This is a genomic window from Bradyrhizobium sp. BR 10289, from assembly GCF_019455385.1.
Classification (GTDB): domain Bacteria; phylum Pseudomonadota; class Alphaproteobacteria; order Rhizobiales; family Xanthobacteraceae; genus Bradyrhizobium.
Map to the genome: position 1 here is coordinate 35,193 of NZ_JACOFR010000030.1, position 22,459 is coordinate 57,651.

Genomic DNA, 22,459 nt, shown 5'->3' on the forward strand with positions numbered 1-22,459 from the left:
AGATATGACTGCGATCCTGAAGAACTTCATCGGCGGTGAATGGGTCGACGGCTCCGGCGTCACCAAGAACATCAACCCCTCCAACACCAACGATCTGGTCGGCGAGTATGCCAAGGCCGACAAGGCGCAGACCGAGAAGGCGATCGCCGCCGCTAAGGCCGCCTTCCCCGCCTGGGCGCAGTCGACGCCGCAGGTGCGCTATGACGCGCTGAACAAGATTTCCCTCGAGATCCTCGCCCGCAAGGAAGAGCTCGGCAAACTCCTCGCCCGCGAGGAAGGCAAGACGCTCCCCGAAGGCATCGGCGAGGTCGCCCGCGCCGGCCAGATTTTTGCGTTCTTCGCCGGTGAAGCGCTGCGCCTGATCGGCGAAAAGGGCGCCTCGGTGCGTCCTGGCATCGACGTCGAGCTCACCCGCGAGCCGGTCGGCGTCATCGGCATGATCACGCCCTGGAATTTCCCGATCGCGATCCCCGCCTGGAAGATCGCGCCTGCGCTCTGCTACGGCAACACCGTGGTGTTCAAGCCGGCCGAGCTGGTGCCCGGCTCGGGTCACGCGCTCGCCGAGATCATCACCCGCTCCGGCATTCCCGCCGGCGTGTTCAACCTCGTCGTCGGCTCCGGCTCCGTGGTCGGCCAGACCCTGCTCGAGCACCCCGACGTCGCCGCGATCTCCTTCACCGGTTCGGTACAAACCGGGCGCAAGATCGCGCAGGCCTGCGTGCTCTCGAACCCCATGAAGAAGTTCCAGCTCGAGATGGGCGGCAAGAACCCGCTGGTCGTGCTCGACGATGCCGACCTCAAGACCGCCGTCGAAGTCGCCGTCAACGGCGCCTATTTCTCGACTGGCCAGCGCTGCACGGCGTCGTCGCGCCTGATCGTCACCGAAGGCATCCATGACCGCTTCGTCGCGGCAATGGCCGAGCGGCTGGCGAGCCTGTCAGTCGACGATGCGCTCAAGGCCGGCGTGCATATCGGCCCGGTGGTCGACCAGAGCCAGCTCGACCAGGATTTGCGCTACATCAAGATCGGCCAGGACGAAGGCGCAAAGCTCGCCTTCGGCGGCGAGCTGCTGAAGCGCGAGAACCCCGGCCACTACCTCCAGCCGGCACTGTTCACCGAAGCCAACAACAACATGCGCATCGCGCGTGAAGAGATCTTTGGCCCCGTCGCCGCCGTCATCCGCGCCAAGAACTACGAGGAGGCGCTGGCGATCTCGAACGACACCGAGTTCGGCCTCGCCTCGGGCATCTGCACCACCAGCCTGAAATACGCCTCGCACTACAAGCGCAACAGCGAGTCCGGCATGGTGATGGTCAACCTTCCGACCGCCGGCGTCGACTATCACGTGCCGTTCGGCGGCCGGAAGGGCTCGAGCTACGGCGCCCGCGAGCAGGGCTCCTATGCGCGCGAGTTCTACACCACGGTGAAGACGGCTTATACGTATCCCGGCTGATGGTTGATGATCTAACCGCGGGCGTCAATGCCCACCTCTCCCTTCGGGAGAGGTCGGAGCGCGCAGCGATCCGGGTGAGGGGTTACGATCCCTCCTGGGACCTGAGCCCCCTCACCCGCGCCTTCGGCGCGACCTCTCCCCGTTGGGGAGAGGTGATCGCGAAATACGGCTTCTTCCGTTCTTGAGGAGAGCGCATGGACCAGGACGTCGCAGCGAAGGAACAGCCGCGCTACATCAAGCTCAACGCGCGCGATAACGTCGCGATCGTGGTCAATGATTTCGGGCTTCCCGCCGGCTCCCGCTTCGCCTGCGGACTGACGCTGCGCGCCTTCGTGCCGCAGGGACACAAGACTGCCCTGGTCGATATTGCGCGAGATCAGCCGATCATCCGCTACGGCGAGGTGATCGGCTACGCGCTCTCGCCGATTCTCGCCGGCGAATGGGTGGATGAGGTCCGCATCCGCATGCCGGAGGCCCCGGCCCTGGACAAGCTCGAAATCTCCACCGCCGTCCCTGCGCCGCTGCCGCCGCTCGAAGGCTTCACCTTCGAGGGCTACCGCAATTCCGACGGCTCGGTCGGCACCAAGAACATCCTCGGCATTTCCTCCTCCGTGCAATGCGTCAAAGGCACGATGGAATATGCAGTGAAGCGCATCCGCGCCGAGCTGCTGCCGAAATACCCGAACGTCGATGACGTGGTGCCGCTGACCCATGCCTATGGGTGCGGCGTTGCCATCAATGCACCGGACGCAGTGGTGCCGATCCGCACGCTGCAGAACATCGCACAGAACCCGAATTTCGGCGGCGAGATCCTCGTCATCAGCCTCGGCTGCGAAAAGCTCGCGCCCGAACGGCTGGTGCCGGAAGGCATCAGCGATGCCATCGTGCGCATGCAGGACGAAGCCTTTGACGGCTTCGGCGCAATCGTCGATGCCATCATGACCCAGGCCGAAGCCCGCCTGAAGATTCTCAACACGCGCACCCGCGAGACCTGCCCGGCCGCCGATCTCGTCATCGGGCTGCAATGCGGTGGCAGCGACGCCTTCTCCGGCGTGACTGCCAACCCCGCCGTCGGCTTCGCCGCTGACCTCCTGGTACGTGCCGGCGCCACCGTGATGTTCTCGGAAGTGACCGAGGTGCGCGACGCGATCCAGCTCCTCACCCGCCGCGCCATCAACGAGGATGTCGGCCGCGCGCTGGTGCGCGAGATGGCCTGGTACGATTCCTATCTCGCCCGCGGCGGCGCCGACCGCAGCGCCAATACCACGCCCGGCAACAAGAAGGGCGGCCTCGCCAACATCGTCGAGAAATCTTTGGGCTCGATCGTCAAGTCCGGCTCGTCCGCCATCACCGGCGTGCTCTCGCCCGGCCAGAAGGCGACGCAGAAGGGCATGCTGTTTGCGGCAACGCCGGCAAGCGACTTCATTTGCGGCACGCTCCAGCTCGCTTCCGGCATGACGCTGCAAGTGTTCACCACCGGCCGCGGCACGCCCTATGGCCTTGCGGCCGCCCCCGTGATCAAGGTCGCGACCCGTACCGAGTTGGCCCGGCGCTGGAAGGATTTGATCGACTTCGACGCCGGCGGCATTGCTACCGGCGAGAAGACCATCGAGGAAACCGGCTGGGACCTGTTCCGCCTGATCCTCGACGTCGCCTCCGGCCGGACAAAGCCGTGGTCGGATCGCTGGGGCATCCACAACGACCTGACGCTGTTCAACCCGGCGCCGGTAACCTGAGCATCACTGACTGTCGATCAGGTGCATATCGCCAAGCGTGACTGGCAGGCTGCGCGTGATGAGATCGGCAATCGCCGCGTGCAGCCGTTCGCTTGACGCCGGACTTTCGAACGTCTCGTCGACCTCCCCGCTCGGACCGCCAAGCCGCATCGTCCCGGTATTATCGAGCGGCGCCGCCGCCCGCTTCTCGATCACGTCGAACGACTTGCCGTCGATCACGCGCACCTCGTACAGCGCGTGGATCAGACCGTAGTCTGCCAGCAATGTCCGGTATTGCGCGAGCCCGACGCCCTCGACATTGCGGCCGTTTCCGAGTTTTGACCTCGTTCGCGTGATGACAATGTAGGCGTCGAGCCCCTGCGGGCTGACATCGCTGCGAACCAGCTCCTTGAGCGGATCGCTGCGCAGCAGATTGACCGGCGCAACCGCCGAGTCCCTGACAGCCGCGAAGGCAGCGCGCCGGTAGCTCACCGGTTGCACGCGAAAGCGACCGCTCAGGAGCTTCGTCGCCTGCTGGACGATCAGCTCGTCCAGCTCCCATGCGCTGATCGAAAGGCTTTGCGCGGTGTTGTTGAGCCCGGTCAAGCCGGCCTGCGTCAGGCTCATCTCCTCGCCGATGGCCGAGACGATGCCGACGGTCTTGATCGCCTGGAGCTTCGTCGCGCGCGTCTCGAACGCAGCGGCGGCGCCGAGGGCAACGCAGGCGATTGCGCAGGCGAGACCCAGGATGACTCTGCGGCGCATGGTCTACCTGATCCTGAAATCGAACGAATAGGACGCACCAAGACCGATCGTGGTCTGGTTCGATGATCCCTTCAGCTTCACCAGCGGGCTGTCAGCGGCATCGCCGAGCAGCTTCTCGTATTCGACATAGGCATGAACCTCCCAATGCGGATTGATGCGATAGGAGATCTGGCTGCCGAAGCCGACCGAATGCGCACCGCCCCTGGCATCGTACGCCGGCAATCCCGACGAAGCCGCCTGCACGGCATCGACCCCGAAATACGGCGCGGTTGCCTTGGTGCTCTTCCAGGTGAAGCGCGGGCCTGCCGAGACCGTCAGCCGCTGGATCAGCGGCACGATGACGTCGGCGGAAACGTCGGCGACCGTACCGGTGTGGCCACCCATGCCCTGGCGCAATTCGCTGCGCAGGCGGAGCCAGTCGACCGGATAGTACTCGACGAAGCCGCCGAGCTCGTAAGCGGCCTTGACGTCGCCAAGGCCGGTCAGCTCGGCATATTTGTCGCTCTTGCGCGACGAGACGTATTTGAACGCAGGCCCGGCGCGGAAATTGCCGACGTCGAGCAGCGCGATGCTGGCGCTGTCGCGCGGTCCGCGAAACTGGTCGACCGATCCGGCACGGCGGATTGAGAAGATCGGGATCGGAAGAAACCTTCCGTTGTCCGATCCCACGAACTGGGGCTTATATTCGCCGCCGATGCCGACCATGACGGTCCAGTTGCCGGACGGCGATGGTAGCATCGGCAGCTCGAAGGGCGGAGCCGGCAGCGTGAACGCAGTCTGCGCCGATGCGAATTGGGTCGTCGCCGTGATTGCACCGAGTGCGGCAAGGCAGGCGGTCGTCCACCGCGCAGTCGCCGTGAGGCGGAGAGCGGCTTCGTCAATATGCTTCATTTCAGGGCCCCGGACCGGCCTTCCTGGCCGAGTCGACTGGTGTGATTGGAGCCCTGCATGTGGTCCGGCAAAATTGCCCCAAGATTGCAACGAGCAACCGTGCCTGCGACATTCCGCGCCCAGGGTGCGCCGCCGGACCAACATTGCCCGAACATTGCACGGCCGCATTCGGGCTCCGAAACTTTGACCGCCAATGCCGGCCAGCCCGCGCCTTCCTGCCTTTTATTCGCCAAGCTCGCTGCCTTAAACGGAACCCGCGCGCGAACCGAACCGCCGGAATTCGGCCAGAGAGCGTCAAGGTCGGGGCTTTATGCTCCAGCAGAGTCAAGGACGACCCGCTTGCGCTCCCTCGTGATCGAAGACGAACCGCAGATCGGTGCCTATGTCAGCCGCCTGCTCGGGCAATTGCACGGCGTCGTCGACCTCGTCGGCTCGATTGCCGATGCGCGCCAGGCGCTGGACAATTTCAAATATGACCTCGCCATCGTCGACCGCATGCTGCCTGACGGCGACGCGCTCGAGGTGGTCACGGCATTGAACCAGTCGCAGCAGCGCCCCGCGATCATCATGCTGACGTCCAAGGACGCCAAGGAGGATGTGGTCGATGGCCTCAACGCCGGCGCCGACGACTATCTCGGAAAACCATTCGAGCCGCAGGAGTTGATCGCGCGGGTGCGCGCGGTGTTGCGGCGGCCGCGGCTGCTCGCACCTGCCGTGCTGTCGCTCGGCAATGTCGAGCTGCATCTCGGCAGCAACGAGGCCGTGGTCGCCGACACCAGGATCCTGCTGCGGCGACGCGAGGCGCTGATCCTCGCCGCGCTGCTGATGCGGCGCGACCGCGTCATCACCCGCGCCGCGCTGATCGAGGAGATCTACGGTTTCGACGACGAGATCGAATCCAACACGCTCGAAGCGCAGGTCTCGCGCCTCAGGAAGAAGCTCGCGGAACTCGGCGGCGACGTCGAAATCCGCAGCATGCGCGGCATCGGCTACATCCTGCGGCTGGCCAACCAGCAATGACGTCGATCGCCCGGACCTTCGCGCTGTCGCTCGGCATCGCCGCGACGGCAATCTTCCTGATCATGCTCGGCCTCTTCATATGGCGTTACCCGACGGAGGAGCGCGAGTTCAGGGCGTGCCAGGTCGTGGCTTCCATTCTCGATCGCGCCACGGTGATCGAAGGGCAAAAACTGACAATACGCTCGACTCCTGCGCTCGAGGAATTGAAGGCGGACAGCCCAAACCTCTGGTACGTCGTGTCCGCGGGCGACCTGCTCAGCGAATACGGCAACGAACACCGGCCTCCTCTCCCCTTCGTGTTTCCCTACCACGGACCCATCGGCTCCTCTGTTTTCAGCACGCTCGACCAGAAGAGCACCTTCTGTCTCTCCTCCGTGCAACGGGGCTCGTCGCGGCTCGCGATGATGGTCGGCGAGCCTCAGGTCCGCTTCGGCCGGATTGCAAGGACTTTTCTCCTCCGCAGGGTCTTTTCGATCCTCCTGGTGGCGCTGGCCTTTGCGGCAACCGTCGCCATCGGCTCGGTGCTGACTGCCCGGTTCGTCTCACGCGGTATCGAGCGGGTGGCGCGCCGCGCCCTTGCGATCGATCCCTCGGCCCCGCAAGGCCTGATATCTCTGTCGGAAGTCCCCCTCGAGTTGAAACCGCTGGTCGAGGCGCTCAACCGCGCCTTCGGCGAGATCGACGCCTATATCCGGATGCAACGCCGCTTCCTCGGCAATGCCGCCCATCAGCTCCGCACGCCGCTGACGCTGCTGCGCGCGAAGATCGATGACGTGCCCGATCCGGCGCTGAAGGTGGAGCTGGTGCGCGACGTCAGGCGCCTCACCTCGCTGGTCTCCGCCATGCTCGACCTCGCGCGGCTGCAAAACCACGCGATCGAGAAGCAGCCGATCGATCTGGCCGAGATCACGCTGGATGTGCTCGCCGATTTCGGCCCGTCGGCGCTCGATGCCGGCATCGAGCTTGCGCTGGAGAGCGCGCAGGAGGGACCGTTCCTGGTGCGGGGCGTCGACGCCGCCGTCCGCAGCGCGCTCGCCAATCTCGTCGGCAACGCGCTCGTCCACGCCCGTGGCGCGCGTCGCATCGTCGCCACGCTGAGACGCGGCAGCGTCTCGATCGATGACGACGGCGCAGGCCTGCCCGGCGGCACGGAGCGCCGTCTGCTCGAGCCGTTCCAGACCGGCAACAGCGCGGGCGACGGCGCCGGCCTCGGCCTGTCGATCGTGCGCGAGATCATGGCCGCCCATGGCGGCGAGCTCGTCATCTCCTCCGTGCCCGGCCGCGGCACGACGATGAGCCTGCGCTTTCCGGAAGCCGCAGCGAGGACGGAATCGCCGCGCTTCGATTTGCAGGCGCACTGAGTAGCGCGGCACCAACGCTCCTCATGAAACCGTCCGGAAACATTGACGCGGAAAATTTCCTCCGCGCTTCGTCGCCGTCCCATCACGCAATCAAATAGGCCGCCGGCGACGGTGGAATGTTCGCACACAAGCGAACCTGCTGCGGCAGTGCCGCGACCAAACCTCCGATTGCTATCTTCAACGGAGATTTTCCCATGCGCGTTCTTTCATTGATCGCCATCACCGGTGCCATGATTGCGAGCTCGACCGCGGCGTTCGCTGCCGAGCTGCCCTCTTACGAAGTGAAGTCGTTCCCGATTTCGGCGACACAGGTGCAGGTGCTCGGCGGCGCCGGCGTCGAAGAGCAGTCGGCAGCGCCTGCGATGATCGTCGCCGGCATGCCGGCTTCCCCGGCGCAAATGTCGGTGCTGTCGCCACGCGTCAAGCGGCTTGCGAGTGTGAATTCCGACAGCGATGCGCGCTGAGCTTTCGCGTCGTTCCACAACGATCTCATCGTGGCCGGGCTAGTCCCGGCCATCCACGTTCCGCTTCAGGTTTCCAGCGCTCACGCGCCTCTACGTCATGCTGCCCGGCATGAAGCAGCGCACGCGCGGATGGCCGTCGATATAGTGCTTCCACACCATGGTGCGGCCGATCTTGTTCGGCTCGGTGATCACGGCGCCTTCGGGTACGAGCACCCATTCGTCGTCGAGATGCACGCGGTAGCGGCCCTTGTCGGATTCCCAATCGACATCGGCGACGACGTAGCCGTCGGCATCCGAGCAGCATTGCCCGAATTCGCTGTGCAGGCTCTCGAACCAGGGTTTTAGCGGCGAGTTGGCGTAGCGCCCGTCATCGCGTGCCAGCGCCGATGTCCCCAGCAGCCCCGTCAGGGCGAGCAGCATCGCCGCACATGGTCTTGCAAGTCTCATCTCGTCTTCCCGCGGATCGAGGTCAGCGCCGCGAGGGACAGGCACCACCGTCCGCCTCCCGCGCGGTGACGGCAGGCGGTGAGATGGCGACTCGGCTCCCCCAGCAGCTTTTGCGACAGCTATGCAAATCCGGCGCCAGCGTGCATTCCGGGGAACTACTGCCGCACCCATTTGCCCACCACCGCGCGCGCCCTGCATCTGCGGCACGCCCGCGATTTGACGCGGTCATTTTGCAGGCTTTCCTTGGCGCGCCGGGACGTGTACGAACGTCATCGCGAACCTCATCGCATTGCTTAACCGGCTGTTTCGACTAGGAAAATCGGGTGGTGGGCGTGACAGGCATCCGACCGTCAGCGCTATGAGTTCAAGAGAATTGCTCCCCGGCCAGCAGGACGGGACCGACCTGCCGGCGAACCAGGTGCAGTTTGCGCTGGTGATTTCGCGCATGCTCGACACCGTGAAGGACGACGCCGAAGCCAGGCGCCAGATGGTCTACGACCTCGCCCGCTACAAGCTCCAGGAACAGTTCACCTACGCCGACACCAAGAACATCGACCAGATCAAGCGGGCACTCGAGGTCGCGATCGCGGAGGTCGAGAAGTTTTCGCGTGAGCAGGCGCCGCTGGAGCGCTTGCCGCAACAGCAGCTCGCCTCGTCCAGGCTCGACGAGACGATCGGCCATGCCCTGCCGGCCGACACTCCGGTGCTGCGACCGGAGATCAAGACATCGCGCAGCAAGCCGGCCGCGACGTCGGGTCCGCTCTGGCCCGTCATCAAGCGGACCGCGGCCATCCTGCTTGCCGCCGGCGTCGTCGCTCTCGTCATCGCGCAGCGCGACAATATCGCCGTGCTTCGCCGGCTCGTCACGCCACAGGCCCAGCAGACCGCGCAAGCCCCGCCCAAACCGGAGCCGACGGTCACGGTCGCCAAGCCGGAAATGGTCACCGCCGTCGCGCCTCCGGCAAAACCGGCGCGCGTGCTTCCGACCGACTACGGCATCTACGCCCTGGTCGACGATCAGTCGCTGATGGAGTTGAGCGCAACCGGCATCGCGGCGCCGGACATGCGGATCGCGATTTCGGCGGCGTTCAAGAAACCCGATCGGCCCCGTCTGCCCAACGGCCGCGTCAAGTTCATCGTGTTTCGCCGGGAAGCCGCAAACGCCGGCCCGATGCGCGCCGAGGTTCGGGTGGTGGCGAAGGTCGCCAGGGAATATTCGAACGACGCCTCAGGCAAGACGCCGAGTGGCGGCGACGACGTCGGGGTCATCCGCAACTTCGCTTATCCGTTCCGGGTGTCGCCGATTCCGGCCACACCCGAAATGTACGAGATCCACGCCAGCGATGCGGAGCTCGATCTTCCGCCGGGGCATTACGTGCTGAGCCTGGGCACGCAGAGCTACTATTTCCAGGTCAACGGCGAGATCACCGATCCCAGGCAGTGCCTTGAGCGGGTCGTCACCACCACCGGAACGTTCTATGCGCCGTGCAAGAACGCACGGACCTATTGACGATTGCGTCGCCCGCGAGATCGGAGCACGCGCGCACTATTCCAGAGACCTGCGTCGGAGAGCTTGCTCTTACAACATCCGCCGCGGCGTACTGGATTCCCCGCCTTCGCGGGGAATGACAGTGTTGGGTGGGCCACAGCCGCGCTAACAACAACCGTACAGTAGCCGCGCTACTGCTTCGGCGCCGGCGCCATCATCGCGCCGCCCTTCTTCGCAGGCAGCGGCGCCGGCTTGGCCGCCGCGGTCGCCTGCGCCGGGAGATATTTCGCGACGATCGCCGGATCGACCTGGGCGATATTGGCGTCGGGAAGGCGCGTCCAGGTCTCATCCTTGCCGAACAGGGAGATGCCGAGAAAGCCGCGCATGGTCAGGGTCTGGCCATCCGGGCTCACCGTCATCTTGGCCTTCCAGATGTTGCCGTCGCGCGGATTGACGACGTTACCGCCCTCATACTTCAGGCCGTCACGCTTCATGTCGCGGATGAAGGAGAGCCCGAGCACCGGCTGGTTCTTGCGATCGTCGGTGCATTTGGAGCAGACCTCGTTGGGGTCGTCGCCGGGGCGCGGAAAGGTCTTCGCGATCACGCCTTCGAAGATGCCGTTGTGGTCGATGAAGAGGAACCATCCGACCGTCTTGCCGTCCTCGACCTTCTGCCAGAGGCCGGCCGCCGTCGGCTGCTGCGCCTGCGCGCCGGAACTCACCGCCACGAGCGACAATGCGAGGAGCGCGAGCAGCCGAAAGCTAGAAATGAAAGTCCGCATTATGATCACCTTGCTAAGCCGATTACCCTGCCGAGCCGCGACTGAGATGGCTGCAGACTAAGGCGATTTCGCGAACGGTTCCAGCGCCAGAGATATGGGGCATCGCCTCGTTGGGCGACCCGCCGTCAGCTGACACCGAGTTTCTTCTGCAGGCTGGAGGACGAGGTCGTGTACTGGAACACGAGCCGCTTCTCCGGATACACGTAGCGGTGGGCTTTTTGCGACATCAGTGCGCCCTCGTGGAAGCCGCACAGGATCAGCTTGATCTTGCCGGGATAGGTGTTGATGTCGCCGATGGCGAAGATGCCGGGAACATTGGTCTCGAACGCCGATGTCTCGACCGGCACCAGATTGTTCTCCAGCGCGATGCCCCAGTTCGCGACCGGGCCGAGCTTCATGGTCAGGCCGAAGAACGGCAGCATCGTATCGCAGGCGATCTCGCTGACATTGTTGTCGTTGCCTTTGACGGTGGCGCCGGTCAGCTGGCCGTCGGCGCCTGTGAGCGCAGTGACCTGGCCGAGCCGCAGATCCATCTTGCCGTCGGCCACCAGCGCGCGCATCTGCTCGACACTGTGAGGCGCGGCGCGGAAATCGTCGCGACGATGCAAGAGCGTGATGCGCTTGGCCAGCGGATGCAGATTGAGCGTCCAGTCGAGCGCCGAATCGCCGCCGCCGACGATCAGCACGTTCTTGTCGCGGAAATTCTCCATCTTGCGCACGGCGTAGTGCACCGAGATGCCCTCATACGCTTCGATGCCCGGCACCGGCGGACGCTTGGGCTGGAACGAGCCGCCGCCGGCCGCGATCACCACCACCTTGCATTCGAACACCTTGCCGGCATCCGTGGTGCAGCGGAACGCGGGATCGCCGATCTTCTCGACGGTCTCGATCATCTCGCCGAGATGGAAAGTCGGATGGAACGGCTTGATCTGCTCCATCAGTGCATCGGTGAGGCCCTGCCCTGAGACCTGCGGAATGCCGGGAATGTCGTAGATCGGCTTTTCCGGATAGAGCTCGGCGCACTGCCCGCCGACCTTGTCGAGGATGTCGACGAAATGCGCCTTCATGTCGAGAAGGCCAAGCTCGAAGGCGGCGAACAGGCCGCAGGGGCCCGCGCCAATAATCAGCACATCGGTTTTGATCACGTCGCTCATGTCGTCTCTTTATCGATGGTTATCGGTTGGACGGCGCCCTTTGGGCCGAGGTGACCCTGCCTGTCTAGCCAACGGGGATGGATCAGGGAAGGCATAAAAGCTGGCGCGCCCCGCAAGCACACCCACTTGCCGGGTCAGGATAACTGGGCTGTAACGGGAAGCGATATGACGGAGATCAACCGGTGAACGCACCAAGCCGCCTCGATACGACGCCGCGCCTGGAGGACTTCCCTTTTCGCCTTAGCGACAATGTCCGCTTCGGCGATCTCGATCCCAACCAGCACGTCAACAACGCGGTCTACGCCACCTATTTCGAGACCGGCCGTGTCACGCTGATGAAGCTTCCCCAATACGGGCTGACGCCGCCGGGCTTCGCCTGGATCATGGTGCGGCTCGACATGCATTTCCGCGCCGAGCTGCACTGGCCGAACACGATCGAGCTCGGCCTCGGCGTCGTGAAGTTCGGGCGGACATCCGTGACCTTCGAGCAGGTCGTGTTTTCGAACGGGACGTGCATTGCCTCGGCAACGTCCGTCGGCGTCCTGCTCGACGAGGCGACGCGGCGGCCGGCGCCGCTGACCGCGGAGGTGCTCGAGAAGTTCAGACCCTGGCACAAGCGCGGCATCGAGGTCGCGCTGCCGAGCACCTAACCTGGTGTAGAAGACCGATCAGGCCTGACGTTCCGGCGTCGCAACGACGAGACCGTCGAGCTCGTCGGAGACCTTGATCTGGCAGGACAGGCGCGAGTTCGGACGCACGTCGAAGCCGAAATCGAGCATGTCCTCTTCCATCGGCGTCGGGCTGCCGACCTTCTCGCGCCAGGCTTCGTCGACATAGACGTGGCAGGTCGCGCAGGCACAGGCGCCGCCGCATTCTGCTTCGATGCCGGGAATGCTGTTGCGGATGGCGGCTTCCATCACGGTCGCGCCGTTCTCGATTTCCACGGTGCGGGTTTCGCCCTTGTGGTCGACAAAGTGAATCTTGGCCATGTGTGCTCGTGCTGCCGCGATGTTGATCAGGACTAATGAGGGTCTGGGCTGTCCTATAACGGGTCGGTCAGGCCGGCGCCATAGCGTTTTCGCGCGAAGTGAATCCCGCTTCCCGGGAAGAAAACGCGTCAAAACAAAAGACTAGCCGTCCGCCTCGTTGCGGGGTGCCGGCCTAGTGCTTCAGGATCGTCGCGATCGCGGCGCGGACCTCGGCGACCGCCTCTTTCAGCGCGGCGAAGGCGTGGAGTTGGTTATGGCCGGTCCGGACCGCGGTCTCCATGCTGGCGGCGGCATCCGCCACCGCAAAGGCGCCGATCCCGCGGGCCGAACCCTTGAGCTTGTGGGCGAGCGCGCCGGCATCGGCCGGCAGCGCGGCCATGGCCGCGATCAGGCGGACCGCCTGCTCGGCGAACATGGCCAGCACTTCCTGCTCCAGCTCGGCATCGCCGAGGGTCATGCGAGAGAGATGGTCGAGGTCGAGCGGGCTGTCGATCGGCGCAAGCGGGGGCGAGGGCATCCAGTCCATCCGTTGCAGTTCAGGCGTCATGGCGCAGGCCCCGGCATCGCACGATGGTCCGCCGGTCCGGCGGTCAGGTGCCGCCCACCCAAGCATGGAAATGGTTAATGAAATGTTTGCGCTGATTTACGCAAATCCGCCCGGTTCTTGACGAAAAGTTGCCGCAATCGGGCTCCCCCCATGGAGAATTCCGTTGATTGCTAAGGCTTTACGCCACGATCCTGTTAACGATGATTAAGAATGTCTTAATCGCAGGCATTTCATTCGCGACGCTCTGCCAATAGGATGTTGCGGAAATTGGCGGACAAGCCGTCCGGGTGGGGACGGCTCGGAGATCCGCGTAAGCGGCATGATCCGGTCTGTGGGCTTCGCGTAGCGCGCAGGGCTCGCGGGGGGACGCGTAAAAGTAACGAGGGCTCGGACTGAACATGGCGAACACTCCCAAAAAGGTCAAAGACCCCACAGAAGTTGCGCTTTCTGCGATCCAGGAAGCCCTGAACATCAGCGATACGGCCGCGGACACCAGCCGCAACGCCGCGATGCGCAACGAATCCTCGCCTCCGGTCGCGCCGCCGGCGCCCCCGATCTTCGACGAGCCGAGCTTCGAGCCGCGTCCGGCGGCCAATGAACGGGCCGTGTTCGACCCGATCGAGGAGCCGCGCTCCCCGCGCCGCGCCGCCAATGACGACCGCGCCACGATCGGCCAGCTGCTCCAGACACTGCAGACGGGACGCCCGACCCGCAACATCTACACGGGCGCGATCATCTTCACCGTGGTCTGGCTCGCGGCCTGCGCCGCGCTGACGGTCGGCTTCCTGCCCTCGATCCGGGCCGCCATGGGCGAGAGCGGCGGGGTGCTGGCCATTGCCGGCCTCGTCACGATGTTCTTCGCACCGATCATGCTGTTCTTCTTCCTCGCGAGCTTGGTCTGGCGCGGCCAGCAGATGAGCGCGGTCGCACAGGCGATGGCGCAGGTCGCGATCCGCTTCTCCGAGCCGGAAGGCTCGGCTTCCGATTCCATGGTCACCGTCGGACAGGCCATCCGCCGCGAGGTCGCGGCGATGGGCGACGGCATCGAGCGCGCGATTGCGCGCGCCGGCGAGCTCGAGACGCTGGTCGCCAACGAGGTCGCGGCGCTTGAACGCGCCTATAGCGACAACGAAGTGCGCATCCGCGCCCTGCTCCAGGACATCGCCCATCAGCGCGACAATTTGGTCGGCCAGGCCGAGCAGGTCCGCAGCGCCATCTCCGGCGTGCAGATCGACCTGCGCCACGACATCGCGCTGATCTCGGACGCGATCGCCTCGCGCGTCGACGAGGTCGCAAAATCCATCACCGGCGCCCTCGAAGAGCGCGGCGCCCACATCACCCAGGCGCTGAGCAATGCCGGCGACAACATGATCCTGGCGCTCGGCGAGCGCGGCGGCGACCTGCTCGACCGCCTCGAGGAAGCCAGCAACGAGACCACGCGCGCCGTGCTCGACGCCAGCGAACGGCTGACCACCAGCCTCAATTTCAAGACCGGCCACGTCCACGACGAGTTCGTCGACCTCGCCGACCGCGTCCACGAGATGCTGAACGAGCGCATCGACCGCATCACCGGCGAATTCGAGCAACGCTCCGCGGCGATCGTCGACGGCATCTCCGACCGCACCGAGCAGGTGCACGACAGCCTGAAGAATTCGTCGGACTCGCTGCTGCTCGAGCTCGAGCTGCGCTCCAACGACCTCTCGGCCAAGATCGACGACGCCGGCAACCGGCTGGCGACCCAGATCATGACGAGCGGCGACAAGGCCAGCGAGGCCCTCGACGCCACCGTCAACACGCTGGTGGCCAAGGTCGTCAGCCAGACCGAGACCGCGCACGATTCCCTCTCCTTGCAGATGAGCGCGTTCGACGAGCTGGTGAAGAACCAGGGCACCGAGCTGGTCGAGAAGTTCGCCCGCGACTCCGGCACGCTGGGCGCGCTGATCACCCGCCACATCTCCGAATTCGACCGCACCGTGAAGACGTTCGGCGGCGAGATCGTCGAGCGCATGGGCCAGCGCACCCACGACATCCACGAGACGCTGAAGACCTATGTCGACAATTTCGACACCCGCTTCACCGCCAATGGCGGCGAGATCACGGCCGTGCTCGACCAGCGCCTCGTCCAGTTCGAGACCACGATCGGCGAACGCGTCGCCAATCTCGACGCCTCGCTGAACGGCAAGATCGCCAGCCTCGACGGCACCATCGAAGGCCACATCAAGACCTTCGACGACCGGCTCGTCGGCCGCGTCGCCGCGCTCGAAGCCTCGTTCGACACCCGCGCGAAGTCCGTGACCGAGACCATCGATGGTCGCCTCAACCTGCTCTCGACGTCGCTGACCGACGGGGCCACGCAGGCGATCCACTCGATCGACACCCGCCTCACCCACCTCACGACGACGCTCACCGGCGGTGCAGAGCAGGCACTCGGAGCGATCGATTCCCGCCTGACCAACCTCACGGCGTCGCTGACCGAGGGGGCCGCGCAGAGCATCCAGTCGATCGACACCCGCCTGACGCACCTGACGACGACGCTGACGGGCGGCGCCACGCAGGCGCTCGAATCCATCGACTCCCGCCTCACCTACCTGTCGACCGCCGTGACCAACGGCGCCCAGCAGGCCGTGCAGTCGATCGACACGCGCCTCACGCTGCTGACCTCGACGCTGACCGACGGCACCGCGCAGGCGATCGAGGCGGTCGACCGCCGCATCACCGGCGTCGCCGATCTCATCGACGGCCGCAGCACGCATCTGACCGACACGGTCACCGCGCGCTTCCAGGACATCCAGCAGGCCATCGAGACCAAGGTCGGCGCGGTCGCCAGCGACATCGACGTGCGCGTGGCGCAGTTCGAGGACCTGCTCGGCTCGCGTGTCGAGGCCGTCGCCGGCCGCATCGAGAGCAGCGGCCGCCAGGCCAGCGAGGACATGATGTCCCGCGCCGAGATGATCTCGACCGCGATCCGCTCGCATGTCGAGGACGCCGAGCGTTCGCTCACCAACCTCGTCGTCAACACCAGCGAGACGATCCAGACCGGTGCGCGCACCGCGCAGCAGTCGCTGATGACGGTCTCCTCCGACGTCAACGCCCAGCTCAAGATGACCTCCGCCGAGGTCGAGCGCGCGCTGACCGCGGTCGGCACGGGTGCTGCGAACTCGATCCTGACCAGCGCCCGCGAGGCGCAGTCGACCCTGGTCGCGGCCTCCGGCGATGCCTCCAACCAGATCAAGGGCCTCGCGGCCGACGTCGAACGCACGCTCTCCGCAGCGGGCTCGGCGACCGCAGCCTCGATCTTGGCCGGCGCCCGCGAGGTGCAGACCACGCTCGTCACGGCCTCCTCGGACGCGGCCAACCACGTCAAGACGCTCACCGCCGACGTGCAGCGCTCGCTGTCGCTGGCCGGCACGACCACGGCGGAATCGATCACCGCCGGCGCCCGCGATGCGCAGAGCGCGCTGATCGCAGCCTCGACCGAGACCGCCAACCAGATCAAGGCGCTGTCCTCGGACGTGCAGCGCTCGCTCTCGATGGCCGGCACCGCGACGGCCGAGACCATCATGACGGGCGCCCGCGAAGCCCAGAGCACGCTGGTCACGGCATCCTCGGATGCGGCGAGCCAGGTCAAGACGCTGGCGGCCGAAGTGCATCGTTCGCTCTCGCAGGTCGGCCAGTCCACCGCCGAGACGATCACCACCAGCGCCCGCGACGCCCAGAGCACCCTGCTCTCCGTCTCCGCCGAGCAGACCAGCCAGGTCCGTTCGCTCGCGGCCGAGATGCAGCGCGCGCTGGCGACCGCCGGCGGCGCCACCATCGAGGCGCTCACCAGCGGCGTGCGCGAGGCGCAGGGCACGCTGATCTCCGCCTCGACCGATGCGGCGAGCCAGATCAAGTCGCTGACCACGGATATCGAGCGCACGCTGACCGCGGTCGGCGCCGACACCGCCTCGACCATCCTCAACAGCGCGCGTGAGGCCCAGACCTCGCTGACCTCGACCTCGGCGGATGCCGCGAGCCAGATCCGCACGATCTCGACCGAGATCGAGCGCGCCCTGAGCACGGCCACCACGAACGCGACCAGCGAGATCCAGACCAGCGCGCTCAACGCCCAGAACGCGCTGATCTCTGCCTCCAACGAGGCGAGCTCGCGCGTCAAGTCGAGCTCCGCCGATGTCGAGCGTTCGGTGCTCGCCGCCAGCTCCAGCTTCGGCCAGGCCATGACCGGCAAGACCGACGAGATCGTCACCTATGTGCAGCAGCAGGCCGACCGCCTCTCGAACATGATCGACGCCAAGCGCGGCGCTCTCGTGGACGCGATCGGCTCGAAGACCAGCCAGCTCACGCTCGACATCGACCGCGTCACCTCCGATGCGCTGAAGTCGATCGAGACGCGCGGCCATGCCTTCTCGCAGACCATGATGGGCAACGGCTCGGAAGTCGCTCGCACCATCAACGCGGCGAGCGAGATGGCGACCGGCGCGGTCGGCAAGTCGCTCAAGGACCTCGAGCAGGCCTCGCGCGCGGCGATCGACCAGTCGCGCCAGGTCTCGATCGCGGCGGTGACCGAGATGCAGGAGACCAGCAAGATCCTGCGCACCGACACGGTCGCCCTGTTCGAGCGCCTGCGCGAAGGCAACATCCTCCTGCAGGAGGTGCTGACCGGTGCGCACGACAATCTCAACTCGCTGGAGCGGGCGCTGGTGACCCGTGTCGCCGACTTCGTCTCGGCGATGAACGACGTCACCTCGCGCAATGGCGCGGCCACCCAGAACCTGGAAGACCAGCTCAACGTGTTCAACAGCAAGACCACGAAGGCGCTCCAGGACCTCGGCGAGCTCTCGACCCAGTTCGATGCCCACGGCAAGGCGCTCGTCGAAGCTGCCCAGGTCGTCGAGCAGAGCAACAAGAACACCACCGCCTCCCTCGCCGAGCGCAAGGCGGCGCTGGAATCGCTGGTCACCACCATCGACCTGCGCACCGCCGATCTCGACCAGCGCCTGTCGCGTTTCACCGGCCTGCTCGATGAATCGCTAGCCGCCGCCGAAGAGCGTGCCCGCGACATCGCCCGCGTCGTCGCCGAGACCGCCGGCGCCGGCTCGGCCGCGATCACCCGCCAGTTCGAGGCGGTGCGCGCGGCCTCCGAAGAGGAGCACCGCCAGACCATCGAGGCGATGCACGACATCTACCGCCAGACCACGGACGAGGCGGATGCGATGTTCAAGCAGTCGACGGAGAAGTTCACCAACCTCGTCTCCAGCATGAAGCAGATGGCCTTCGAGATGCACAACGAGCTCGAAGCCACCCGCAACGAGCTGCGTCGCGGCGTGCTCGAGATGCCGCAGGAGGCCGCCGAGAGCACCGCGCAGATGCGCAAGGTGATCGTCGACCAGATCGAGGCCCTCGCCGAGCTCAACCGCATCGTGGCCCAGCACGGCCGTGGCCTCGACGTCTCGACGGGCGGCCGCGCCTCCGTCGCCGTCCGGCGCCAGGAAGAGCCGGTGATGGCAACGGCGGAGGTTCGTGGCGCCGAGATCCGCATGCGTGATACCGGCAGCGCGTCGACGCTGCCGCCGCCGGACCTCGGCATGCCCGCGCCCTCGCGCCGCACCGAAGCGCCGCCGGTTGCCCCTGGTAGCAACGACCAGGGCCGCGACGGCTGGCTGTCGGACCTGCTCAGCCGCACCGACGCCAACCAGGGCGCACCGACCGGTCGTGAGGCTCCGCGTGGCCGCCAGGCGCCCGCGCCGCAGCCGCAGGCCAGCAGCAATCCGCTGGAGTCGCTGTCGCTCGATATCGGCCGGCTGATGGACCGCAACCTCGCCGCCGAGATGTGGGACCGCTACCAGCGCGGCGAGAACAAGGCGTTCACCAAGCGCCTCTACACGCCCGCGGGCCAGAAGGCTTTTGACGAGGTCGCCCGCAAATATCGGGCCGACCGCAACTTCAAAGGCACGGTCGACCGCTACGTCGCCGAGTTCGAGCGCCTGCTCGACGAAGTCGCCCGCGACGGCCGCGGCCCCCAGGAGCTGCGCAGCCACCTGACCTCGGAAACGGGCCTGGTGTACACGCTGCTCGCGCATGCGGCGGGCCGGCTGGGGTAGGCGTCGATAGCCACCACGAATAGCGAATGAAAACGGAGGCCTCGCGGCCTCCGTTTTTTGTTTGAGCGCAGCATTCGAAAGGCTCTCGTGCCCCGGACGCAGCGCAGCGCCTCTTCGGCGGTGCGCTGCTGAGCCGGGGCCCATGTCACGGCGTTGTGCCGTGTAGCCTCTGGGTCCCGGCTCTGCGCAGCAGCGTTGCACGCTGCAGCGCGTCCGGGACACGAGACCTGGGCACAATCTCTCGGCCGTCATTGCGAGGAGCTCTTGCGACGAAGCAATCCAGAATTGCCCGCATGGAGGGATTCTGGATTGCTTCGCTACGCTCGCAATGACGAGGAGATGGGCTACACGCCTACTGCCGCCTCCGCTCCGGCGTCGCCGCCGGCTTCGGCGGCTCGGGAGGCGGCGGCGGTGGCGCGCTGTTGCTGGCGCCGAACAGCACGCGGGTCGGGTTGCGGTCGAAATTGTTCACGGCGCGGCTGATGTCGCCGAGGGTGCGGCGGCCGTCGGCCATCAAGGCGCCGGAGCGCTTGTCGAAATCGTCGGCGAGCTCGCGGATCGACTTCACCGCCTGGAACAGCTCGCCGCCGTCCTTGCCGCCAGCGAGCGTGTTGAGGCCGAGCATGAGATTGTCGGCCTTGAGCATCACGCCGTCGACCTTGGCCATCACGCCGTCGATCTTCTCGGAATTGCGCGCCAGCGAGTTGGTGAAGGTCTCCAGATTCTTCAGCGAGTTCTTCACCGACTCCTGATTGTCGGCGACGATCTTGTTGATGTTCTGCAGCGTGCCGCGGATCGCTTCGGTGACGTCCTGGAGCTTATTGGGATCGGCCGTCAGCGTCGGGATGCCGTCCTCGTCGAGCGGCGGCGGCGGCGCAGCTTCTTCGCCGCCCTTGAGCGAGATCGCGGCAACGCCGGTGAGGCCCTGGAATTCGAGGCCGACCAGGGTGTCCTTGCGGATTGGGGCGTTGTTCTCGACCATGGCGAGCGCGACAACCCGCCGCGGATTGTCGAGCTTCACCGAAACCACCTCGCCCACCCGGATACCGTTGAAATTGACGCTACCGCCGTTGCGCAGGCCCGCCGCCGGGCCCTCGAACACGACGCGCAAGGGGCTGCGCTGCTTGGTGGTGTGCAACGACTGGAACCAGAGCACGAAGCCGATGGCCGCTGCGATCACCGCCAGCGTGAACGATCCGATCAGTACGTAATTCGCCCGCGTTTCCATCAGCTGCTACTCCGGCTACCTCAGCCCATGACCGCGCGGGCGCGCTTGCCATGGAAATATTGCCTCAGCCAGGGATGCTGCGAGGCCTGCATGTCGGCGATCGACCCTGCCGCAATGATCTTACCGTTCCCTAAAACGGCGATGCGGTCACATGCTGTGTAAAGGCTGTCGAGATCGTGGGTTACCATGAAAACGGTCAGCCCCAAAGTCCGCTGGAGCGTACGCACCAGCTCGTCGAAATCGCCGGCGCCGATCGGATCGAGGCCCGAGGTCGGCTCGTCGAGGAACACCAGATCCGGGTCGAGCGAGAGCGCGCGCGCCAGCGCGACGCGCTTGATCATGCCGCCCGACAATTCCGACGGAAAGCGCTCGGCCACTTCGGGCTTGAGGCCGACCATGGTGAGCTTGGCCATGGTGATCTCGTCCATCAACCGCTGCGAGACGCGAAGATATTCGCGCATCGGAAACTGGATGTTCTGCCGCACGGTCAACGAGGAGAACAGCGCGCCCTGCTGGAACAGCACGCCCCAACGGCGCTCCACGTTGCGGCGCTGGGAGGTGTTGGAGGAATCGAGATCGACGCCGAACACTTCGATGGAGCCGGCAATCTTCGGCACGAGACCGATGATGGTGCGCGTCAGCACCGACTTGCCGGCGCCCGAGGGACCGACGAATCCGAGGATCTCGCCGCGCTTGACGTCGAGGTTGAGGCCGTCGAGCACGCGCGTCGATCCGAACTGCACCGTGATGTCGCGGACGCGGATGATCGGGTTTTGAATCTCGCCCGTCATCGTCACATCCCGATCGAGGCAAAGAAGATGGCGAACACGCCGTCCATCACGATGACGAAGAAAATGCCTTTCACCACCGAAGCCGTGGTGTGCTGTCCGAGCGATTCCGCGCTGCCCTGTACCGCGAGCCCTTCGACGCAGGCGACGATGCCGATCACGGCCGCCATCACGGGTGCCTTGACTATGCCGACGATGAAATGATCGATCGAGATGGCATCGCGCAGGCGGAGCAGGAACGCCTCGGGATCGACGCCACCATAGAGCCAGGCGACGAGCCCGCCGCCATAGAGCGCGGCCATCGCGCCGAGGAAGGCGAGGATCGGCAGCGCCAGCACCAGCGCCAGCATGCGCGGCAGCACCAGCACCTCGATCGGGTCAAAGCCCATGGTGCGCAGCGCGTCGATCTCTTCCCGCATCTTCATCGAGCCGAGCTCGGCGGTGTAGGCGCTGCCCGAGCGCCCCGCGACCATGATCGCGACCAGCAGCACGCCGATCTCGCGCAGCACCAGCACGCCGAGCATGTCGACCACGAAGATGTCGGCGCCGAAGCGGCGGAAATGGAAAATGCCTTGCTGGGCGATGATGCAGCCGATCAGGAAGGTGATCAGCACGATGATCGGCACCGCGCGCCAGCACACCTGCTCCATATGGTGCACGGTCGAGGTCAGGCGGAACGAGCGCGGATGGATCAGGACGCGAAACCACGCCGCGAGCACGGCGCCGAGCATGTCGATCAGGCCTGCCACGGTGCCGGCCAATCCGGCGACGGTGCGACCGATCTGCTCCAGCATGCCGGTGATGGTGATCGTCCCGCGGTCCACCACGGGGGTCGCCCGGACCCGGCGCACCTCGTCGACGAGGCTCGAATAGTTCGCCGAGAGCCCAGCGATCTGCGCTTCGACCTGCCCTTGGGTCAGGCTGCGGCGCAGCCGCTCGATCAGCCAGGCGCCGAAGGTGTCGAGCTTGGCGACCTCGGAGACGTCGATGAAGATGCTTTGGGGACCGCCGGCCAGCTTCTCGGCGTCCGCCACCATCCGCTCCAGGACCGGCGCGAAGCTCGCCGTCCAGGTTCCGGTGGCACAGAGGGCCAGCGCGTTGCCTTTGGCAATCCGTTCCAGCTTGGGATCGCCGCTCAAGAGGTCCGCTCCCATGACGGGGCGGAGAAAATCAGATGGTTGCGCACACGCCCTTACCCGGAGAAGGTATCCCCAACTGGTTAACGTTAGTTGCTAGAGGTAACTAGCAGGTTCAGATTTCGCCAG

The 22,459-nt window shown here is 65.7% G+C and carries 18 protein-coding genes; 8 read left to right on the forward strand and 10 right to left on the reverse strand.

The window, feature by feature from the left end:
- Positions 1-4 precede the first annotated feature (4 nt).
- Together HYH08_RS32740 and garD are read left to right on the forward strand one after the other, a co-directional pair.
- Complete coding sequence (locus HYH08_RS32740) at positions 5-1,453, forward strand: aldehyde dehydrogenase family protein (protein WP_220013950.1); 1,449 nt, start codon at positions 5-7, stop codon at positions 1,451-1,453.
- A 194-nt stretch (positions 1,454-1,647) separates the two neighbouring features.
- Positions 1,648-3,189, forward strand: a complete 1,542-nt coding sequence (gene garD, locus HYH08_RS32745; RefSeq protein ID WP_220013951.1) for a galactarate dehydratase — start codon at positions 1,648-1,650, stop codon at positions 3,187-3,189.
- A 3-nt stretch (positions 3,190-3,192) separates the two neighbouring features.
- Here garD and HYH08_RS32750 read toward each other — a convergent pair whose 3' ends face one another.
- Together HYH08_RS32750 and HYH08_RS32755 are read right to left on the reverse strand one after the other, a co-directional pair.
- On the reverse strand, positions 3,193-3,933 hold the full coding sequence (locus HYH08_RS32750) for a hypothetical protein (protein WP_220013952.1): 741 nt from the start codon (positions 3,931-3,933) through the stop codon (positions 3,193-3,195).
- 3 nt (positions 3,934-3,936) lie between these two features.
- A complete protein-coding gene (locus tag HYH08_RS32755; protein WP_228748243.1) occupies positions 3,937-4,824 on the reverse strand; it encodes a MipA/OmpV family protein in 888 nt (295 codons plus the stop codon).
- Between the two features lie 339 nt (positions 4,825-5,163).
- Between HYH08_RS32755 and HYH08_RS32760 the strand changes: the two genes are divergently transcribed.
- The 3 genes from HYH08_RS32760 (at position 5,164) to HYH08_RS32770 (ending at position 7,669) form a co-directional block, all read left to right on the forward strand.
- Complete coding sequence (locus HYH08_RS32760) at positions 5,164-5,844, forward strand: response regulator transcription factor (RefSeq protein ID WP_220013954.1); 681 nt, start codon at positions 5,164-5,166, stop codon at positions 5,842-5,844.
- Positions 5,841-7,205, forward strand: coding sequence for a sensor histidine kinase (locus HYH08_RS32765; protein ID WP_220013955.1), 1,365 nt, complete (start codon positions 5,841-5,843; stop codon positions 7,203-7,205). The genes HYH08_RS32760 and HYH08_RS32765 overlap by 4 nt, the downstream gene beginning before the upstream one ends.
- Positions 7,206-7,399: 194 nt before the next feature.
- Complete coding sequence (locus tag HYH08_RS32770) at positions 7,400-7,669, forward strand: hypothetical protein (protein ID WP_220013956.1); 270 nt, start codon at positions 7,400-7,402, stop codon at positions 7,667-7,669.
- A gap of 90 nt (positions 7,670-7,759) precedes the next feature.
- On the opposite strand, the gene HYH08_RS32775 is transcribed toward HYH08_RS32770, so the two are convergent.
- Entirely contained in the window at positions 7,760-8,116 is a 357-nt protein-coding gene (locus HYH08_RS32775) for a restriction endonuclease subunit S domain-containing protein (protein WP_220013957.1), read from the reverse strand.
- 358 nt (positions 8,117-8,474) lie between these two features.
- On the opposite strand from HYH08_RS32775, the gene HYH08_RS32780 reads away from it, so the two are divergent.
- Positions 8,475-9,626, forward strand: coding sequence for a hypothetical protein (locus HYH08_RS32780; protein WP_220013958.1), 1,152 nt, complete (start codon positions 8,475-8,477; stop codon positions 9,624-9,626).
- A 170-nt stretch (positions 9,627-9,796) separates the two neighbouring features.
- Here HYH08_RS32780 and HYH08_RS32785 read toward each other — a convergent pair whose 3' ends face one another.
- Together HYH08_RS32785 and HYH08_RS32790 are read right to left on the reverse strand one after the other, a co-directional pair.
- On the reverse strand, positions 9,797-10,387 hold the full coding sequence (locus HYH08_RS32785; protein ID WP_220013959.1) for a DUF2147 domain-containing protein: 591 nt from the start codon (positions 10,385-10,387) through the stop codon (positions 9,797-9,799).
- A 125-nt stretch (positions 10,388-10,512) separates the two neighbouring features.
- Positions 10,513-11,541: an NAD(P)/FAD-dependent oxidoreductase gene (locus HYH08_RS32790; protein WP_220013960.1), complete on the reverse strand. Its 1,029-nt coding sequence runs from the start codon at positions 11,539-11,541 to the stop codon at positions 10,513-10,515.
- Positions 11,542-11,723: 182 nt separating this feature from the next.
- Between HYH08_RS32790 and HYH08_RS32795 the strand changes: the two genes are divergently transcribed.
- Positions 11,724-12,191: an acyl-CoA thioesterase gene (locus HYH08_RS32795; RefSeq protein ID WP_220013961.1), complete on the forward strand. Its 468-nt coding sequence runs from the start codon at positions 11,724-11,726 to the stop codon at positions 12,189-12,191.
- An 18-nt stretch (positions 12,192-12,209) separates the two neighbouring features.
- On the opposite strand, the gene HYH08_RS32800 is transcribed toward HYH08_RS32795, so the two are convergent.
- Together HYH08_RS32800 and HYH08_RS32805 are read right to left on the reverse strand one after the other, a co-directional pair.
- Positions 12,210-12,530, reverse strand: a complete 321-nt coding sequence (locus HYH08_RS32800) for a 2Fe-2S iron-sulfur cluster-binding protein (protein ID WP_008143731.1) — start codon at positions 12,528-12,530, stop codon at positions 12,210-12,212.
- A 172-nt stretch (positions 12,531-12,702) separates the two neighbouring features.
- Entirely contained in the window at positions 12,703-13,077 is a 375-nt protein-coding gene (locus tag HYH08_RS32805) for an Hpt domain-containing protein (RefSeq protein WP_220013962.1), read from the reverse strand.
- 398 nt (positions 13,078-13,475) lie between these two features.
- Between HYH08_RS32805 and HYH08_RS32810 the strand changes: the two genes are divergently transcribed.
- Entirely contained in the window at positions 13,476-19,178 is a 5,703-nt protein-coding gene (locus HYH08_RS32810) for an apolipoprotein A-IV repeat region-like domain-containing protein (protein WP_220013963.1), read from the forward strand.
- A 352-nt stretch (positions 19,179-19,530) separates the two neighbouring features.
- Here HYH08_RS32810 and HYH08_RS32815 read toward each other — a convergent pair whose 3' ends face one another.
- Genes HYH08_RS32815 through HYH08_RS32825 form a run of 3 tightly spaced genes read right to left on the reverse strand, consistent with a single transcriptional unit; the run spans position 19,531 to position 22,333 of the window.
- On the reverse strand, positions 19,531-20,406 hold the full coding sequence (locus HYH08_RS32815) for an MlaD family protein (RefSeq protein WP_220013964.1): 876 nt from the start codon (positions 20,404-20,406) through the stop codon (positions 19,531-19,533).
- A 20-nt stretch (positions 20,407-20,426) separates the two neighbouring features.
- Positions 20,427-21,197, reverse strand: a complete 771-nt coding sequence (locus HYH08_RS32820; protein ID WP_220013965.1) for an ABC transporter ATP-binding protein — start codon at positions 21,195-21,197, stop codon at positions 20,427-20,429.
- 2 nt (positions 21,198-21,199) lie between these two features.
- Positions 21,200-22,333 carry an MlaE family ABC transporter permease gene (locus HYH08_RS32825; protein WP_220013966.1) on the reverse strand — a complete coding sequence of 378 codons (1,134 nt, stop codon included), beginning with the start codon at positions 22,331-22,333 and terminating at the stop codon, positions 21,200-21,202.
- Positions 22,334-22,459 lie beyond the last annotated feature (126 nt).

Excerpts from the sequence above, each read along its gene's own strand:
- garD (WP_220013951.1), top strand. The coding sequence starts at position 1,648 with ATGGACCAGGACGTCGCAGCGAAGGAACAGCCGCGCTACATCAAGCTC.
- HYH08_RS32785 (WP_220013959.1), bottom strand. The coding sequence starts at position 10,387 with ATGCGGACTTTCATTTCTAGCTTTCGGCTGCTCGCGCTCCTCGCATTG.
- HYH08_RS32800 (WP_008143731.1), bottom strand. The coding sequence starts at position 12,530 with ATGGCCAAGATTCACTTTGTCGACCACAAGGGCGAAACCCGCACCGTG.
- HYH08_RS32790 (WP_220013960.1), bottom strand. The coding sequence starts at position 11,541 with ATGAGCGACGTGATCAAAACCGATGTGCTGATTATTGGCGCGGGCCCC.
- HYH08_RS32775 (WP_220013957.1), bottom strand. The coding sequence starts at position 8,116 with ATGAGACTTGCAAGACCATGTGCGGCGATGCTGCTCGCCCTGACGGGG.
- HYH08_RS32815 (WP_220013964.1), bottom strand. The coding sequence starts at position 20,406 with ATGGAAACGCGGGCGAATTACGTACTGATCGGATCGTTCACGCTGGCG.
- HYH08_RS32810 (WP_220013963.1), top strand. The coding sequence starts at position 13,476 with ATGGCGAACACTCCCAAAAAGGTCAAAGACCCCACAGAAGTTGCGCTT.
- HYH08_RS32755 (WP_228748243.1), bottom strand. The coding sequence starts at position 4,824 with ATGAAGCATATTGACGAAGCCGCTCTCCGCCTCACGGCGACTGCGCGG.
- HYH08_RS32740 (WP_220013950.1), top strand. The coding sequence starts at position 5 with ATGACTGCGATCCTGAAGAACTTCATCGGCGGTGAATGGGTCGACGGC.
- HYH08_RS32805 (WP_220013962.1), bottom strand. The coding sequence starts at position 13,077 with ATGACGCCTGAACTGCAACGGATGGACTGGATGCCCTCGCCCCCGCTT.
- HYH08_RS32770 (WP_220013956.1), top strand. The coding sequence starts at position 7,400 with ATGCGCGTTCTTTCATTGATCGCCATCACCGGTGCCATGATTGCGAGC.
- HYH08_RS32820 (WP_220013965.1), bottom strand. The coding sequence starts at position 21,197 with ATGACGGGCGAGATTCAAAACCCGATCATCCGCGTCCGCGACATCACG.
- HYH08_RS32765 (WP_220013955.1), top strand. The coding sequence starts at position 5,841 with ATGACGTCGATCGCCCGGACCTTCGCGCTGTCGCTCGGCATCGCCGCG.
- HYH08_RS32750 (WP_220013952.1), bottom strand. The coding sequence starts at position 3,933 with ATGCGCCGCAGAGTCATCCTGGGTCTCGCCTGCGCAATCGCCTGCGTT.
- HYH08_RS32780 (WP_220013958.1), top strand. The coding sequence starts at position 8,475 with ATGAGTTCAAGAGAATTGCTCCCCGGCCAGCAGGACGGGACCGACCTG.